This window comes from Kaistella faecalis (assembly GCF_019195395.1).
Classification (GTDB): domain Bacteria; phylum Bacteroidota; class Bacteroidia; order Flavobacteriales; family Weeksellaceae; genus Kaistella; species Kaistella faecalis.
In genome coordinates this window covers 1,450,021-1,466,920 of sequence record NZ_CP078067.1, presented here as the reverse complement: position 1 = coordinate 1,466,920, position 16,900 = coordinate 1,450,021, and the positions used below count along the sequence as shown (strand labels likewise).

17 protein-coding genes are annotated in these 16,900 nt (G+C 39.6%); 7 read left to right on the top strand and 10 right to left on the bottom strand.

Going from position 1 to position 16,900, the window contains the following annotated elements:
• Positions 1-47: 47 nt before the first annotated feature.
• A complete protein-coding gene (locus tag KTV93_RS06985) occupies positions 48-551 on the bottom strand; it encodes a superoxide dismutase family protein (RefSeq protein WP_218248243.1) in 504 nt (167 codons plus the stop codon).
• Positions 552-706: 155 nt separating this feature from the next.
• On the opposite strand from KTV93_RS06985, the gene KTV93_RS06980 reads away from it, so the two are divergent.
• Both KTV93_RS06980 and KTV93_RS06975 read left to right on the top strand, forming a co-directional pair.
• Complete coding sequence (locus KTV93_RS06980; protein ID WP_218248242.1) at positions 707-2,926, top strand: TonB-dependent receptor; 2,220 nt, start codon at positions 707-709, stop codon at positions 2,924-2,926.
• Between the two features lie 112 nt (positions 2,927-3,038).
• Positions 3,039-3,680 (top strand): hypothetical protein, encoded by a 642-nt coding sequence (locus tag KTV93_RS06975; RefSeq protein ID WP_218248241.1) that lies wholly within the window; start codon positions 3,039-3,041, stop codon positions 3,678-3,680.
• A gap of 48 nt (positions 3,681-3,728) precedes the next feature.
• Here KTV93_RS06975 and KTV93_RS06970 read toward each other — a convergent pair whose 3' ends face one another.
• On the bottom strand, positions 3,729-4,265 hold the full coding sequence (locus KTV93_RS06970; protein ID WP_218248240.1) for a hypothetical protein: 537 nt from the start codon (positions 4,263-4,265) through the stop codon (positions 3,729-3,731).
• 59 nt (positions 4,266-4,324) lie between these two features.
• Here KTV93_RS06970 and KTV93_RS12485 point away from each other — a divergent pair, with 59 nt between their 5' ends.
• Positions 4,325-4,453, top strand: a complete 129-nt coding sequence (locus KTV93_RS12485) for a hypothetical protein (RefSeq protein ID WP_256118423.1) — start codon at positions 4,325-4,327, stop codon at positions 4,451-4,453.
• Between the two features lie 102 nt (positions 4,454-4,555).
• Positions 4,556-5,743, top strand: coding sequence for a tRNA 2-thiouridine(34) synthase MnmA (gene mnmA / locus KTV93_RS06965; RefSeq protein WP_218248239.1), 1,188 nt, complete (start codon positions 4,556-4,558; stop codon positions 5,741-5,743).
• Positions 5,744-5,805: 62 nt separating this feature from the next.
• On the opposite strand, the gene KTV93_RS06960 is transcribed toward mnmA, so the two are convergent.
• The 4 genes from KTV93_RS06960 to KTV93_RS06945 form a co-directional block, all read right to left on the bottom strand.
• Positions 5,806-6,549, bottom strand: a complete 744-nt coding sequence (locus KTV93_RS06960; RefSeq protein ID WP_218248238.1) for a LytR/AlgR family response regulator transcription factor — start codon at positions 6,547-6,549, stop codon at positions 5,806-5,808.
• A gap of 14 nt (positions 6,550-6,563) precedes the next feature.
• The gene (locus tag KTV93_RS06955; protein ID WP_218248237.1) at positions 6,564-6,854 is read right to left on the bottom strand and encodes a 2TM domain-containing protein; all 291 of its coding nucleotides are present in this window, start codon (positions 6,852-6,854) and stop codon (positions 6,564-6,566) included.
• A 3-nt stretch (positions 6,855-6,857) separates the two neighbouring features.
• On the bottom strand, positions 6,858-8,177 hold the full coding sequence (locus KTV93_RS06950) for a 2TM domain-containing protein (RefSeq protein ID WP_218248236.1): 1,320 nt from the start codon (positions 8,175-8,177) through the stop codon (positions 6,858-6,860).
• 135 nt (positions 8,178-8,312) lie between these two features.
• On the bottom strand, positions 8,313-10,433 hold the full coding sequence (locus KTV93_RS06945) for a carboxy terminal-processing peptidase (RefSeq protein WP_218248235.1): 2,121 nt from the start codon (positions 10,431-10,433) through the stop codon (positions 8,313-8,315).
• 135 nt (positions 10,434-10,568) lie between these two features.
• Here KTV93_RS06945 and surE point away from each other — a divergent pair, with 135 nt between their 5' ends.
• From surE to KTV93_RS06930, 3 genes are read left to right on the top strand one after another with little or no spacing between them, the layout of a single operon-like run.
• A complete protein-coding gene (surE, locus tag KTV93_RS06940) occupies positions 10,569-11,333 on the top strand; it encodes a 5'/3'-nucleotidase SurE (protein ID WP_218248234.1) in 765 nt (254 codons plus the stop codon).
• A gap of 45 nt (positions 11,334-11,378) precedes the next feature.
• Positions 11,379-12,419 carry a GMP reductase gene (locus KTV93_RS06935; RefSeq protein WP_218248233.1) on the top strand — a complete coding sequence of 347 codons (1,041 nt, stop codon included), beginning with the start codon at positions 11,379-11,381 and terminating at the stop codon, positions 12,417-12,419.
• Positions 12,420-12,466: 47 nt separating this feature from the next.
• A complete protein-coding gene (locus tag KTV93_RS06930) occupies positions 12,467-12,913 on the top strand; it encodes a GNAT family N-acetyltransferase (protein WP_218248232.1) in 447 nt (148 codons plus the stop codon).
• A gap of 191 nt (positions 12,914-13,104) precedes the next feature.
• On the opposite strand, the gene fabG is transcribed toward KTV93_RS06930, so the two are convergent.
• The 4 genes from fabG to KTV93_RS06910 are packed head-to-tail and all read right to left on the bottom strand — an operon-like array spanning position 13,105 to position 16,888.
• Positions 13,105-13,848 (bottom strand): 3-oxoacyl-[acyl-carrier-protein] reductase, encoded by a 744-nt coding sequence (gene fabG, locus KTV93_RS06925; RefSeq protein ID WP_218248231.1) that lies wholly within the window; start codon positions 13,846-13,848, stop codon positions 13,105-13,107.
• Positions 13,849-13,850: 2 nt separating this feature from the next.
• Positions 13,851-14,831 carry a tol-pal system YbgF family protein gene (locus KTV93_RS06920; RefSeq protein WP_218248230.1) on the bottom strand — a complete coding sequence of 327 codons (981 nt, stop codon included), beginning with the start codon at positions 14,829-14,831 and terminating at the stop codon, positions 13,851-13,853.
• Positions 14,832-15,506: a 16S rRNA (cytidine(1402)-2'-O)-methyltransferase gene (gene rsmI, locus KTV93_RS06915; RefSeq protein ID WP_218248229.1), complete on the bottom strand. Its 675-nt coding sequence runs from the start codon at positions 15,504-15,506 to the stop codon at positions 14,832-14,834.
• Positions 15,506-16,888 carry a UDP-N-acetylmuramate--L-alanine ligase gene (locus KTV93_RS06910; RefSeq protein ID WP_218248228.1) on the bottom strand — a complete coding sequence of 461 codons (1,383 nt, stop codon included), beginning with the start codon at positions 16,886-16,888 and terminating at the stop codon, positions 15,506-15,508. The genes rsmI and KTV93_RS06910 overlap by 1 nt, the downstream gene beginning before the upstream one ends.
• Between the last annotated feature and the right edge of the window lie 12 nt (positions 16,889-16,900).

Sequence of the window (16,900 nt, the reverse complement as noted above, 5' to 3'; positions counted from 1 at the left end):
AAAACGCATCAGATGATGCGTTTTTGTCTGTATAAAGAGTTGAGTTCTTACTTAATTTCGATACAGCCTACTCTACCACCTGCATTTCCGGTTGGCTGTGTTTTGAAATCGTCCGGTCCGGCATGAATAATTAATGTTTTTCCTAGAATGTTTTTAGATTCATCGGTACAGCCAATACACCATTTATCGGTACTGAACTGTAATCTTGCAGTACCGTCTTTATCTGCATTCAGATTTCCAATGTCGCCTTTATGATATTCATCGTGTCCCCATTTTCCGTGCGATTCGGTTGTTGGGTTCCAGTGTCCGCCCGCAGAACTTGCATCAGCCGCAGAACAGTCTCCTTTTTCATGAAGGTGAACCGCGTGAATTCCTGGAGTTAACTTGTAGACATTTAGATCAAGTGCCACGTTTTTACCGGTTTGTACAAATTTGGCTGTTCCCTGAGTCTCAGTCCCACTTTTGGAATTGATCGTGTAATTCTTAGTAGTCGAGCAAGATACTGCTAAAAGCGCACTACCTGCAACGATAGAAAATTTAGCGATTTTCATAACGATTTATTTTAATGTTAAATGATTTCTTAAAGGTAAGCATAATTTCAAAATTTAGAAATGAAACCGCTCAGTACAGGAATTCCCCCTTTCAGTTAAAAAATATTTCAGCAAAACTCATTCCGCAATACATTTGCTTTATAAAACTATTGACCATGCCGACATTATTCCTTTCAAAAATTTTCGCACTTGTCTTGTTCCTGATGAGTTTCTTTGTGACTGCCCAAATCACCGTTTCCGGAAAAGTAAATTTTAAGAACAAAGGGGTTAAGGATATTTCTGTAACCCTTAAAGATACGTACGACGGATCCACGACCGATGAAAACGGTAATTTCTTTTTTCAAACTTCGGAAAAAGGAAAGCAGATTCTGGTATTTTCCAATCCTAAATTTGTGGAAGTTGAAAAACCTTTGCTACTTGAAAACGATGCAATCACTATCAATGCAGAATTAAAAGAGCAGATTTCAGAAATCGATGCGGTTGTTATTTCAGCCGGTTCCATTGAAGCCAGCGACAGGAAACGCGCAACTGTTCTTTTAACTCCCATCGATATTTACACCACCGCCGGAGCGAACGGACAGGTTTCCTCGGCGCTCGAAACGCTTCCCGGAGTACAGAAAATCGGGGAAACTGAAGGTCTTTTTGTGCGGGGCGGAACCGGCGCTGAAACTAAATTCTTTATGGACGGAAACCTGGTTAACAACTTCTTTGGAAATTCTGTTCCGGGAATCAAGGCGATGGACAGGCTGAACACTTCCTTATTTAAAGGCAATGTTTTCTCCAGTGGCGGTTATTCTGCGATGTACGGTCAGGCGCTTTCTTCTGTGCTTATCCTGGAAAGTATTGATTTTCCTGAAAGAAACTCTGTTGATATCGGAATTTCACCCATTTTTTTAAGCGGCGGCTTTCAGAACGTGAACGATGAAAAAACTAAATCTTTCGGTATTGCTGCCGCATACAGTAATTTAGGCCTGATGACAAAACTCCTCAAATTCAACAATACTTTTACGAAAGCTCCTGAAAGCTTCGGCACGAATTTCAATTTCAGACTTAAAAATAAAAGCGGAGGTATTTTAAAATATTACGGAAGTTTTGATACCAACAGACTTGGACTTCAGGACGAAAGCCTGGAACCCGAAACCGATTTCGACAATACTTCACTAAAAGGGAAAAACACCTTCCACAATATTTCCTACAGACAGAAACTGGGCAAATATCTTGTTAATTTAGGCAGTTCTTACACTTTCAATAATAACATGATTGATTTAAGCAACACTTATCAGGAATCGGAATTCAATCCCAACTCGATTGATATTACCGGGAATTATTTTAATGCTAAAGGAACTTTAGAGAGAAAAATCAATAAAATTTCAGCCATAAGAGGCGGAATAGAATTAAACCAAACACGGGAAAATACAGATGTCGCCATTTCACCTGTACCTTATTCTTTTCACGACCGCATCACCTCAGTATTTGCCGAAACTGATTTAGGTTTCAGTAATCATTTCTCCGCTAAAGTTGGGTTACGATCCGAATATTCAACTGCAGTAAATCAGTGGAATCTGGCGCCCAGACTTGCTTTCGCTTACAGAATTTCAAAGAACTGGATGAGTTCCCTGGCGTACGGAACATTTTATCAGAACCCTGAAAATCAATTTTTTGGAACTCACGATCTTAATTTTCAAAAAGCAGAACATTATGTTCTACAACTCCAGAAATCTGAAGAAGGAAGAAGTTTCCGCGTTGAAGCTTTTTACAAAAACTACAGAGATTTAATAAAAAACAAGGTTGAAAATTACAGACCAGTTGCAATCAGCAACAATGGAGACGGTTTTGCTAAAGGGATTGAACTTTTCTGGCGCGATAAAAAATCAATCAAAAATATAGATTACTGGATTTCTTATTCATTTCTGGATTCCGAACGAAATTTCCAGAATTATGACCAGAGTCTCTTTCCGAATTTTGCGGCAAAACATACACTTTCGTTAGTCGCAAAGAAATTTGTGACCGACTGGAAAACCGGCTTTAATCTTTCTTACAGCTACGCTTCCGGAAGACCTTATTACAATTTCCTTACGGATGACAACGGAAATTATTACCTGAACACGCAGGGTAAAGTAAAGGATTTCAACGCGCTTAATTTCAGCCTGAACTATCTGCCCAATCTGGGTAAAAAGGATTCTAAATCGTTTACGGTTTTGGTTCTCTCGGTCAACAATATTCTTAACCAGAAAAATATTTACGGGTACAATTTCTCAAGTGACGGACTGCGGAGCAAACCTATTCTGCCGTCTGCAGACACTTTTATATTCATTGGCGCCTTCATCAGTTTCGGTATCGACAGGACTCAGGATGCAATCGATAATAACCTCTAAATACTGTTCAGAATACAAAACCGACCTTTCAGGAAATAATATCCTGAGCATAAACAACTTATCATATACCTTTGATTCATCAAAATTGTAAAACCAACAAAAAATTATAACCATGAAAAAACTGTTATTCGCAATGTGTCTGATGACCGGAATAATTGCATTCTCTCAAACCGCTTACGATAAAGTAATGACTGAAAAAATCGCCAGCATTGAAAAACACCAGACTGCCGATGAATTTACCGCGCTCGCAAATGATTTCAAAAGAATCGGCGACAAGGAAAAAACACAGTGGCTGCCGTATTATTACGCCGCATTTTCCACCATTCAGAAAGGCAGAATGGCTATGCGCGAAGGAAAGGTTGCAGACCTTGATCCTATTGCTGCTGAGGCACAGAAATCACTGGATCTAGCCATGGATTTGAATAAAGACAATGCAGAAAACCTGATCCTGCAGAAGATGATTCATGGCCTGAAAATGATGGTTGATCCCCAGGCGAGATTTATGAGCGAAGGGATGCTTGCCGCTGATGCCTTATCAAAAGCCGAAAAAATAGATGCCGGAAATCCCAGAATAACACTCATGAAAGCGGAAGACACTTACTTCACTCCTGAACAGTTTGGAGGCAGTAAAGCCAGAGGTCTGGAACTGTTTCAGAAATCACTTGATCAGTTCAAAATCTATAAAACAAAATCAGCTTTAGATCCCAACTGGGGAAAGGGTGAAGCGGAATACTTTCTCGCCAATAAACCTTAAAATCACTGAAAAAATAAAATCTCCTGAAAATTACAGGAGATTTTGTTTTTAAAGTCCGTAAACAATCCCGATGCTTGGGATAAAACCGCTGCCGAGAAAGGATTTATTCTTATTGTAAAGCACATTATACATTCCGCCAATCTGCATATAGGTTTGCTCACCGAGTTTCTGCATATAACCGCCGCCTAGGTAAAGTGCAGCTTCATCAGCTGAATATTTAAGATTATCCACCTTGTTTTTCTGGGTGATAAAATATTCCTGAAACATACCGCTCAGGAAAAAGTTGCGGGAGAAATAGTAATTCACAAAAGGACCTACTCCAATCATTGTAGATGAGTAATAGTCAGTATTCGACCATTGCAAACTTCCTGCTAAACCGGTTTCCAGATTTTCAGTGACCTTGTATCCGACTCTGGGAGAAAGGTAAACAGAAACGCCGCCACCATTTCCGAAAGAACCACCCAGACCAGCGTAACCCCCAAAAGTCCATTTTGATTCGTTACCGCCGGTGTGTGCTGTTGTGGCGATTTGTGCATTGAGGCTGAAGGCCGCCAGGAGTAACATTAAAAGTGCTGATTTTTTCATCGTTGTAATACTTGAGTATAAAATTAAGCCTTTTTTTGAAATCGAAATTTTCAATAACGATGAAATCTTCAGAATTCCGGGTTTCTAAATCTTTGGGACAGGCACAAAAAGATGTTTTTAGCCCCGATGGAAGCGACATCCTTTATCTTTTTGACAGAAAAGATAAAGATACAGCGGACAGCGGGTGAAGTTTCCAGGAGAAATCCGCATTCTGTTGCTCCTGAAAATCTGCATTTAATGTCGTAAATTTGCCGCGTGAAACTTTCCCTTGACGAAAGTGTAACTTAAATATGAAAATAGTAGTAGGTTTATCGGGCGGTGTAGATTCCAGTGTTGCCGCCTATTTGCTGCAAAAACAGGGTCACGATGTGGTGGCGCTTTTTATGCGGAACTGGAATGATGCCTCCGTGACTTTGGAGGACGAATGTCCCTGGATTGAGGACAGCAACGATGCTTTAATGGTTGCCCAGAAACTGGGAATTCCGTTTCAGGTCATCGATATGAGCGAGCTTTACAAGGAGAAAATCGTTGATTATATGTTCGCTGAATACGAAAAAGGCAGAACCCCAAATCCCGATGTTTTATGCAACCGTGAAGTGAAGTTTGATGTTTTCATGAAAACAGCTTTATCGCTTGGTGCTGAGAAAGTTGCAACAGGACATTATGCACGCGTAAGTTCTGATTTTGATGAAAATGGGAAGGAGATTTTTCATCTTCTGGCGGGAAAAGACAATAATAAAGACCAGTCTTACTTTTTGTGCCAGCTGAATCAGGAGCAGTTATCCAAATCGCTTTTCCCGATTGGTGAATTGACTAAACCTGAAGTCCGGGAAATTGCCAGAGAAATGGGTTTGGTAACCGCGGACAAGAAAGACTCCCAGGGTTTATGTTTTATCGGCAAAGTAAGTTTGCCCACTTTTCTACAGCAGCAACTTAAACCAATAGAAGGTGAAATTGTGGAAATTTTCAATGATTTTGAAGGATTTCATCAAGAAAAACCTCAATTTTCTTCAAAATTAGAAGAATTACAGTTTCTCTCCAGAAAAATTAAATACCAAAAACCCGACGGAAAAGTAATCGGCAAACATCAGGGCGCTCATTACTTCACGATCGGACAAAGCAAAGGTTTGGGAATCGGAGGTCATAAAGAATCCTGTTTCATTATTTCGCGTGATATGGAAACGAATACGATTTATGTGGGTGAAGGAAGAAATTTCCCGGGGCTTTTCCAGACAGCGTTGAAAATTGACACGCCGGAAATCCACTGGGTAAGAGAAGACCTGTGCTTGCTGATCGGCGAATCGATGGAAGTGAAAGCAAGAATCCGGTATCGCCAGGCTTTGGAAGATGCCACTTTATATCAGTTTGAGGACGGACTTTATATCGAGTTCAAAAACCCGCAGTCTGCAGTGGCAGAAGGTCAGTTTGCGGCGTGGTATCTGGAGGATGAATTAATCGGAAGCGGAGTGATCAGTTAATCACACTTAAAAAAATCAATACAAAAGGCGGAAGTAAACTTTCCGCCTTTTTTTATTGGAATCTACTTCGATAGCCAATCCCTAAAATCCTTCACTCTGTCTCGGCTTACTGTAATTTCTTCGTCAGGCTGAAACTCCATTTCCACTTTGTAATAAGGCGAGGTGTGGATGTTTTTGATATAATTCGAATTGATGATAAACTGTCGGTTAACGCGGAAAAAACATTTCTCATCCAGAACTTCCTGAAGTTCGTCCAATGTAAAATCTGTCGGAAAACTCCGTTCTTTGGTCTGAAGATAAACGATTTTGTTTTCGCTGTAGAAACATGAAACCTCATCAGTCTGAACAATCTTTAAATTGTACCCAATCTTTACCAGAATCCGCGAAAGTTTTTGTTTCTCTTCTTTAATTAAAGACTTGATTTCCTTTAAGTTATAATTACTTTCTGAGGGGAGAAAGCTTTTATATTTATCAATCGCTCTCTGAAGATCTTCCTCCATAATTGGTTTTAAAAGATAATCGATCGAATTGAGTTTAAAAGCCTTCAAAGTGTACTGATCAAAAGCCGTGGTATAAATCATGAAGCTTTTGGTCGGAACTTTTTCAAAAATATCAAAAGACAAACCGTCGCCCAAAACAATATCTGAAAAGATGAGATGCGGATGCTCATTTCCGGAAAACCAACTGATTCCTTCTTCAACAGAATTAATCGTTGCAACCAATTCTAAATCAGGAAACAAACCTAACAGTCGCTCAAGTTTTCGGGCCGCGGGTTTTTCGTCTTCAATAATTACCGTTTGTATCATTTTAGAAGTGTAAATTATTTATACTTGTCCATCAATTCACGGGTTTTGCGGTCTTCCCAATCTTTTCCCAAAATGAAATTAGGAACAAAAACCCGCATCGCGTGACCCACTACTCCGATTCCCCAGAAAATTGCGGTCCAGTAATTATCAATATCCGCAAGGTTGTCGCCCTGCTGAACATTACGGGATATGATGAAAAGATTTACAATAATATAGACAAACAGATGGATGTAAAATCCCCTCAGTTCCTTAACTTTTCTTTTTGCCTCCGCATATTTGGCATCGCGGTTATTTTGTAATTCCATGGTTTAGTTTTTAAGATGTTTTTCTTTTTCTAAAATCTTCTGAATCTGTTTTTCTTCCCAGCTCCGGCCGATTCCGAATACCTGTAAGGCATGGGAGGCCAAACCTATTCCCCACCCTAACATCGGCCACCAAAACCAGTGGTACTGCGGTACGGTGTAGAGATTGACGAAAATAAGAAACGGGATAACGAGACAATAGGAAATTAAATTTCCGTAAAAACCTTTCAGTTCTTTTACTCTTTTGGAAGCTCTTTCGTAAGCCATCGATTCCTGGGTTGGCTGTGTAGTCATGGCGGTTATTTTTTGTGTTAATATGGGTATTTTGACACGGAAGAAATCCTCCGATTTTTCGATAAATACATTTTGTTTAGTCAGTAATGAATAACGCTGAACAATGTTGGCAAGTCCTATTCCAGCGCTTTCTTTCATCTGCTCGCGCGCCTGAAGATTATTTTCAATTAAAAGAAAGCCCTGTTCTGAATAAATTTTAATATTAAGCGGCTTCTGCGCTGTGGCATAATTATGTTTAATGCAGTTTTCCAGAAGTAACTGAAGGGAAAGCGGTACAACAAAAGATTTCATGTCGTTTTCATTCACCTTAAATTCAAAATTCACACTGTCTTCAAATCTTGTTTTTAATAAATCGCAATAAGTTCGGGCGAAATTAAGTTCTTCTTCAACAGTGACCAGCTCCTTGTCTTTCTGCTCCAACACATAGCGGTAAATCTTCGACATTGAGGCGGTAAAATGCTGCGCCTGATCAGGATTTTCATCGATAAGGGAACTCAGTACATTCAACGAATTGAAAAGAAAATGCGGATCGAGTTGGTTCTTTAAACTTTCGAACTGTGCGTTGGCAGATTTGGCGATCAGTTTCTGTTCAACCACTTCTTTTCGCGTTGATTTTTTCAATTCCGCAATAAAACCTTTGGCATGTAAAACCGCAGAAATCATGAGTGCAAAATTGATCATAAACCAGTTTACAAAATTCATTGTATCTGAAAAAAACTTAGAAGAATCTTCGTTTTTAATAACAATAAATACAATGTAATTGCAAAAGAGAACCATTATCACATTCCCTAAAACCGTAGCAATTATGCCGAATATGGTTCTCTGTCTGGTATTCTCAACCCAGGAAAATTTCCTGTTTAAAAAAGTATTGATCTGATGATTTCCGGTGGAGAGAACGACGGTATAAAACAGTGAAATTCCTAAAGTGAAGAAAAAATTCTGCACCGTCTTTTCACTATCGAAAAAGGTATAGAAAAACAACCCTGCGCCGAGCGATATAGTAAGGATGTTATAAAAATCTTTTCTGTTCATTGTTTAATTTCTTCAGTAAAACTATGTCAAAATAAAGATATACAAAATTATATCTTGCTGAAAGGCAAAATTCAACGACTGAGCTGTAAACAAAAACCACCGGATTAGGCGGTGGTTTTTTTTTTGTAATGGTGATTATTTCATCTGTGCGGCAATCGCAACCGCTTCCTGAAGATAAAGGTCGCGCTGTAGATTCTTCGTCCAGTTCTGCGACTTCTTAGCAAATGCCTCATCTTTTTTCTCCCGGACTATTTCATCCGGATTTAAAGTGAAAGTAAGCCCGTTATTGAATTTATCCAGAGCTTTGAATTTCTCAATCTGTGCTTTTCTGGTTTTCATCACTTCATTGAATTTGGTTTGATTGAGAGAAATGCTTTCTTCTTTATCCAGATTTTCCTTCCACTGCGCTGATTCCTGTACCAACTGGTAAGCTTTGTTGTTCATCAGCCGGGATTCCATGTCTTTCTGTAATGCCTGCGCTGTAAAGTAATTCATCGGCTGATAAGGAACTGCGGGAATTTTATCCCACGCCAAAGCATAATCATCATACCTTTCTCCAATCTCGGCGTAGGTAAAGAAATCCTTCATTTTAAAGTCGGATTCAATCCCTTTTCTTTGAGTAGATTCACCTGTTACGCGGTAAAATTTCTGAATCGTAAGTTTCAAAGATCCGAAATCATCATTTGTATTCAGAAATCTGTTCAGATCAACGAAGGTCTGCACTGTTCCTTTACCAAACGACTGCGGAGATCCGATAACCACCCCTCTGCCGTAATCCTGAACAGCTCCCGCAAGAATTTCTGACGCTGAAGCAGAAAGCTCATTCTGCATAATTACCAAAGGACCTGTCCAAAGTGGAACACTGTTTTTATTCTTCAGCGTCTGGATTTTTCCGTTCCCGTCTTTTACCTGAACATAAGGTCCGGTATTCATGAATAGTCCAAGAATATCTCCGACTTCGGTTAAACTTCCGCCACCGTTATTTCTAAGATCCAGGATAATTCCCTGTACATTCTGTGCTTTCAGTTTAATCAGTTCGTTTTTAATGTCGTCTGACGCATTTCTGCCTTTGTCATCTGCAAAATCAGCATTGAAACTCGGCAAATTAATGAAGCCGTACTTTTTACCGTCTTTAGAGTTTACGATGATGCTCCTTGCAAACGTATCTTCAATCGCAACTTCCTCGCGGATCATCGTAACTTCTTTAATCGTTTTGTCTTTTTTCTCAACGGTTAAAGTCACTTTTGTTCCTTTTTCGCCGCGGATTAATCTCACAGCTTCATCGGACAGCATCCCAACAACATTTACGGGATCTTCATTTGGTTTAGAACGGACTTTTAAAATCTTATCGCCTTCTGAAAGCTGTTTAGATTTCCAGGCCGGTGCCCCAATCGTAAGCGCTCCAAGATAAAGATAACCTCTTTTTTCCTGGATGATTGCGCCAATTCCGATTACCTTTCCTGTGAACTGTGTATCGAAATCCTCCTTGTTTTTCGGGGAATAATAGTTAGTGTGCGGATCGAAAACTTCGGTATAAGCATTCATATAAACAGTAAACCAATCCATCTTGTTTCTTTTCTTGAACCTTCTGAAAGTGTCGGTGATAAGGTCTTTAACCTCTTCTGTCGCTTTAACTCTTTTCTGTTCCGGAGTAAGGATTTCAAGTTTGATGGTGTCCTTCAAATTAAACTTCTGAACAGAATCTTTTTTCTCTTTCTGCATTTCTTCTTTAGCGCTTAAAGATTCCATTTCCTGAAGGATATTGTACTTAATGTATTTTTTCCATTCTGCCGAAAGTTCCTTCGCGTTTGTTGAATTCTTCTTGAGCTTAGGCTCAAGAACCAGCGTTTCGTCTTCCTCTAAATTAATAGGTTTACTCAAGATATCCTGAGTAATTTTGTCGATTTCATCAACCCTTTGATAAAGCCTGTCGATGGTGAGTTTATAAAAGGTCAAATCACCCTGATTCAGGTAATCATCAAGCTTTGTCTTATGTTTTGCAAATTCGTCCATATCAGACTGCAGGAAATATCTTTTAGACGCATCTACCATTTCGAAATAGTGCTTGTAAACGTCCTGAGAATAAGCATCATTGATGGGTTTCGGAGCGTAGTGAAGATAACTGAGCGTATTTTTTACGCTCACCATAATTGTTGACATTTTATCGTCATCATTTTTTGGGGAATTAAAGCAGAACACTAAGCTCGTAAGCGGAATGAACAGCAGTAAAGTATTGATTTTTAATTTCTTGAACATATAATTGTTTACTATTATCTGATTTGTTAATATTTTTACCGTTTTGTTACAGGATTTTACAAAGTATCAAAATTAATACCTTATTTATATTTGAACACTATATTTTAAGTAATTTTGTTCAAAACCCCTAGATATATGCACAGACCTTTGATATTAGTAACAAATGACGACGGAATTACCGCACCAGGAATACGGAATTTGGTAAATTTTATGAATGAAATCGGCGAGGTGGTCGTAGTAGCGCCGAATTCACCGCAAAGCGGAAAAGGTCACGCCATTACCATCAATTCTACCCTCACTTTTGAAGAAATAAACCTTGAAGGTCCACAGAAAGATTATTCTCTGAGCGGAACTCCCGTAGATTGCGTCAAATTTGCTCTTGACAAAATCCTTACAAGAAAACCGGACATTGTAGTTTCAGGAATTAATCACGGGGCGAATTCTTCAATCAATGTTATTTATTCAGGAACCATGTCGGCAGCGGTTGAGGCCGGTGTAGAAGGACTTCAGGCGATTGGCTTTTCGCTGCTTGATTTTTCCTGGGACGCCGATTTCACTCAGGCAAAAAACCATATTCAGGCGATCGTAAAGAAAGTTCTGGAAAATCCGATGCCAAAAGGTGTTGTGCTTAATGTTAATATTCCGAAACTGGCGAATGATGAAATAAAAGGCATCAGAGTCTGCAAACAGGCAGATGCCAAATGGGAAGAAAGTTTCGACCAGCGTGTAAATCCGCACGGGAAAACCTATTTCTGGCTCTCCGGATACTTCAACAATATGGATGCGAGTCCTGATGCAGATGAAGTGGCCCTGTCGGAAGGTTATATTTCAGTAGTTCCGGTGAAATTTGATTTAACGGCTTATGAATATATGAAAGATCTTAAAGGAATTCTGGAATAGCATCTTATTTGTTTCTTCAGGATCAAAATCTTTAAAAATTACAGAATGCGCATAGAATACGAAATAAAACTGGGCTTTAAGGATGTAATGATCCGCCCGAAGAGGTCAACATTAAAATCAAGATCCCAGGTTAGTTTAGAACGGAATTTCACTTTGGTGAATTCAAAGAAAAAATGGAGCGGCGTGCCGATTATCGCCGCCAATATGGATACGGTCGGAACTTTCGAAATGGCTGAGGCGCTGGCAAAAGAAAAAATTATTACCGCCATCCACAAACATTATACTCCGGAAGAATGGACTGCTTTTCTAAAGAATCAACCCGATTCGATTTATGATTATATCGCATTAAGCACCGGAACCGGGAATGCTGATGAGGAAAAAATCAAACAGATTATGGATGCCCATCCGCAGATTGAATTTCTCTGCATCGATGTTGCCAACGGTTACTCTGAACATTTTGTTGAGTTTGTAAAGAACGCACGCAGGAATTTTCCTAATAAAACAATTATCGCAGGAAACGTTGTAACCGGAGAAATGGTGGAAGAGCTAATTCTCGCCGGAGCCGACATCATAAAAGTCGGAATTGGCCCTGGTTCTGTGTGTACAACAAGAATTAAAACCGGCGTCGGTTATCCGCAGCTTTCGGCGATTATTGAGTGTGCGGATGCGGCTCACGGACTTGGCGGACATATTATTTCTGATGGCGGATGTAAAATTCCCGGAGATGTGGCAAAAGCATTTGGTGGAGGTGCAGATTTCGTGATGTTAGGCGGAATGTTTGCCGGACACGACGAAAGTGGCGGCGATATTGTGGAAGAACAAGGCAAAAAATTCAGACTTTTTTATGGAATGAGTTCGCAGACCGCGATGGATAAACACGCCGGCGGTGTGGCTGAATACCGTGCTTCTGAAGGTAAAACAGTGAAAGTTCCTTATAAAGGTCCTGTTTCTGAGACGGTGAAAGATATTCTAGGCGGCGTGCGGTCTACCTGTACGTATGTCGGTGCTTCAGAATTGCGCGAACTTTCGAAAAGAACAACCTTTATCAGGGTTGCCGAACAGCATAATGAGGTTTTTGGGAACTAATTTTTTTTTGCAGCCACAGCTATTTATGAAATATCAATCTAAAGCAAATGAAACTCATCAGAACAAACTCAGAAAACCAGGATTTTATACAGTTGGTTAAAATGCTGGATGAATATCTCGCCTATGTTGATGGAGATGATCACGCATTCTATGACCAATTCAATAAAATTGATGCCCTGCAGCACTGTATTGTTATTTTTGAGGATGAAAATCCTGTCGGCTGCGGTGCAATTAAACCTTATGACAAAACATCTGCAGAACTGAAACGGATGTTCGTGATTCCGGAATTCCGAGGAAAAGGTTATGCCTCAAAAATTGTTTCTGAACTGGAACGCTGGGCTAAGGAATTGGGCTATGAGAAAGTGATCCTAGAGACCGGAATTAATCAGCTGGACGCGATCAGGCTTTACGAAAAGACTTATGAACGCATGGAAAATTACGGACAGTATAACGGCGTCGAGAATTCTTTATGTTTCATTAAAGAACTTAAATAAGTTCTTTAACAAGTCTAAGTTAAGTTGCAGTAATACAAAAACCTTCTGTTCTAAATACAGAAGGTTTTATTTTTATGAAGTAAAAAGAGGTAATCTTTTAGCCCCGATTGTAACGGAAATCCTTTTTTGAAAAAAAAGATTGCAGTGAAAAGCGGGACGGGTTTTGATGATACAACAAATCTTGTTGCTTCCTAAGTCAGCATTCCGCCATCAACATTCAGCACCTGACCAGTGATGTACGCCGACATGTCGCTGCCCAAGAAAACACATGCGTTGGCCACATCTTCCGGCTGTCCGCCGCGTTTCAAAGGAATTCCTTCTCTCCAGCCCTGCACGGTTTTTTCGTCTAAAGCAGCAGTCATTTCGGTTTCGATGAATCCAGGCGCGATGGCGTTGCAACGGATATTTCTGGAACCCAACTCCAGCGCAATGGATTTGGAGAAGCCAATCACTCCGGCTTTGGAAGCTGCGTAATTTGCCTGTCCGGCATTTCCTTTAACGCCAACCACCGAAGTCATGTTGATAATAGAGCCGGATTTTGCTTTCATCATCGGTTTAATTACCGCTTTCGTAAGGTTGAATACGGAATCCAGGTTTACTTTGATGATGGTGTCCCAATCGTCTTTGGACATTCTGAGCATCAGATTATCACGTGTAATTCCTGCGTTATTGATCAAAATATCGATCTGGCCGAATTCTGCCATGACATCTTCTACGAGTTTCTGTGCAGCATCATAATCCGACGCATCAGACTGGTAACCTTTTGCTGTAGTAATTTTTGATAGTTCTTCTTCAAGCGCTTTGGCTTTATCAACAGAACCTGCGTAAGTAAAGGCAACTTTAGCACCTTCCTTAGCGAAAACTTCAGCGATTCCTTTTCCGATACCGCGTGTTGCTCCGGTAATTAAAGCCACTTTTCCTTCTAATAGTTTCATAATTATTCTATATTTATTTCGCAAAAATTTATTAAGTAATTTCTTACAGTGAAATTAGTTTTATCTCCAATACTTCTAAAAGTGGTACAGGCTTTTGCAATTTGATTTGTACCAAGATAGGAAATTCCCAGTTTTAGATTGGCTTGATCAATAGTTGTTTTAAAACGGTTCAAGCCTATATTAAGGTTTTGTATTTTTTCAAATTCCGCAATAGCCTTCTCAAACTGTTGTTTATTATAATACTGTTCCCCTTTTTCAATAATTTTAAAAAAGGATATGTCTTCTTTATTTTTCAGATCTTTGAGGTATCTCAAAAAATGTATTTCTCTTATAACTAAAAGGTTATGCGCGTAAGGATTATGAACAGCGTTTTCGGCTTCCCTGATGGCGGATAAAAATTCTGAGTCAAAACTTGAATCGTATCCATCTATAATCTTAATATCTCGAATTTTACTGTCTGTTGTTACAACGTACTCGGCCTTAAAGTATAAATCATCATTTTTTGATGAACGGAACATGCTGTTTGCAAGCAAATTCGTTGGGAAATGGTCCGATTCGTAACTTGGTTTAGTGACGTCGTCTGCAATCCACAAAATATCTCCGTTTCTAATTGCTTCTTTTGGTTTAAATTCCGGATATTTCTTTATAAAATCTTCACGTTTTAGAAAAGCATAAAGTTTATCTTCATCATTATCTCTGATCAGCAAATAGCCACTGCGGAGCTCATAATCGATTTTCCGGGTGGTCGTTTGTATTGATTTATCAGAGAATACCGCATCAAACGCCCGATCGTTAATTGTAATTTTATTATTACGGACCTCGTAGATCAGTTTATATGAAAACAACTCTTTATTCACTTCAATGTCTTTCCCATCCGCATAAATAACTTTATCCAAAACCCAAACTCCTAAAAGATTTTTGTTCTGAGAGTAAATGTTCGTAAATAGAAGTATAAGGGCAACGACAGAAAGGTTTTTAAACATTTAAATTGCATTATTGATCACCAAAACAATTTCTCCTTTTAAAGTTTTACTTTTAGAAAACTCAATTAACTCATTGATCGATCCGCGTTTAGTCTCTTCGAATTTTTTTGATATTTCGCGGCTTAAACTCACTTTCGTTTCTTCACCGAAGAACTCTTTGATCTGCTCTAAAGTCGTATTTATTTTATGAGGGCTTTCGTATAAAACGATGGTTTTCTTTTCTTCCGCAAGCTGTTTCAGTTTTGTCTGCCTGCCTTTTTTCTGGGGTAAAAATCCTGCAAATATAAACTCATTATTCGGTAAACCGGAAACTACCAAGGCCGGTACAAAAGCCGTTGCTCCCGGAAGACAAATCATTTCAATATCCTCATCAGAACCTGCTTTAGCCAGTAAATAACCAGGATCTGAAATGCCCGGTGTTCCGGCATCGGTAATGATGGCGATATTCTGGCCGCTTTTCAGGCCTTCAATCACCTTTTGCGTCATCTGATGCTCGTTGTGTAAATGATAGGATTTCAGAGGTTTAGCGATCTCAAAGTGCTTCAGCAAAACGCCTGAAGTTCTGGTATCTTCGCACAAAATATAATCTACTTCCTTGAGCACTTTTACTGCTCTGAAAGTCATATCTTCTAAATTCCCGACAGGTGTTGGAACAAAATAAATGATTCCTGACATTATAAATTTTCGAATAAAGTTTTACAGAAATCTTCGAGACCCGGATCCCGTGCTCCCATTAAAAGCAGCACTGTTCCTTCTTTTAATTCAGGGCGCAGCGCTTCAAGCAGATTATTTCTGTCTTCTACAAAATGGGCGTTTTTGCCTTTTGCCTGAATATCTTTAACTAAATCGTTCGCGGAGATATCTTTAACTGCGGTTCCGCCTGCGTAGAAGATTTCGCTCATCCAGATTTCATCCTGAGGCCTTAAAGCATCAGCGATTTCCTCCACGAAATCATTTTTTAAAAATCTTGTAGGTCCGTAACCATGAGGCTGAAACCAGGAAATTACTTTTTCTGCCAAAGGCTGACAGGCCCTGATGCTCGCGGCACATTTGGCCGGATTGTGCGCGTAATCATCGATAACCCAAACACCGTTTTTCTGTCCAAGAACCTGGTGACGGCGGTAAATGCCTTCATATTTTGACAGGCTAGCCGCGCATGTTTCTAAATCAACACCGATTTGATGGGCAACCGCAATTGCTGCGGCAGCGTTTTCAACACTGTGTCTGCCGAGTGAGGTCATCTGAAATTTCTGATGGCGAAGTTCAAATGTTAATGAAAGTCCGTTCTGGTCAAAATTCTGAGCCGAATATCCCGCATCTTCGTTTTCAAAACCAAAATCGTTCTGAGGATTTGCCGAAAGTGTTTTGGCAAGCATATTTGACTGGTTTACAATGAATAAACCCTTAGTATTGTTCTTAAATATCGTAAACAGTTCGATTAATTCATCAATTTCCTGATGGTCTTTATCGATGTTTAAAAGAAGTCCGATTTCGGGTTCATATTGTACAATTGAACCGTCGCTTTCATCAGCTTCAATGATGAGCCACTCGCCTTTGCCCACAGCAGCATTTCCTATTTTACCTTCTTTAATGATGGAAGTTAAACCCGCTCCGGAAATAATACTCGGCTCCAGATGAGCATCAAGTAGAATCTGATATAACATTGCTGATGTGGTTGATTTACCGGAAGTTCCGGCAACCGCGATTGTCTTTTTGCTTTTGGCGATTACTGATAAAAGCTCGCTTCTTTTGATGATTGGAATCCCCAGTTCTTTTGCTTTCTGAACTTCAAAAACTGTGTCTTCGATGGCCGTTGATACAACGATGAGATCAGTTTTTTCAGAAATCCCACTTCCGTCCTGAAGAAAACATTGTATGCCTTCAGTTTCCAGCTGTTCTTTTGTTTTGTTGTATTCGTTAGGATGAAAATAACGGTCGCTTCCGGAAACTTCTTTGCCGATTCCTTTCAGATATTGCGCAATGGCGCTCATGCCGACACCGGCAACGCCGATGAAAAAAACGTTTTGAAAATCTCCAATATTAATAATCTTACTCATTCAATCAAAACG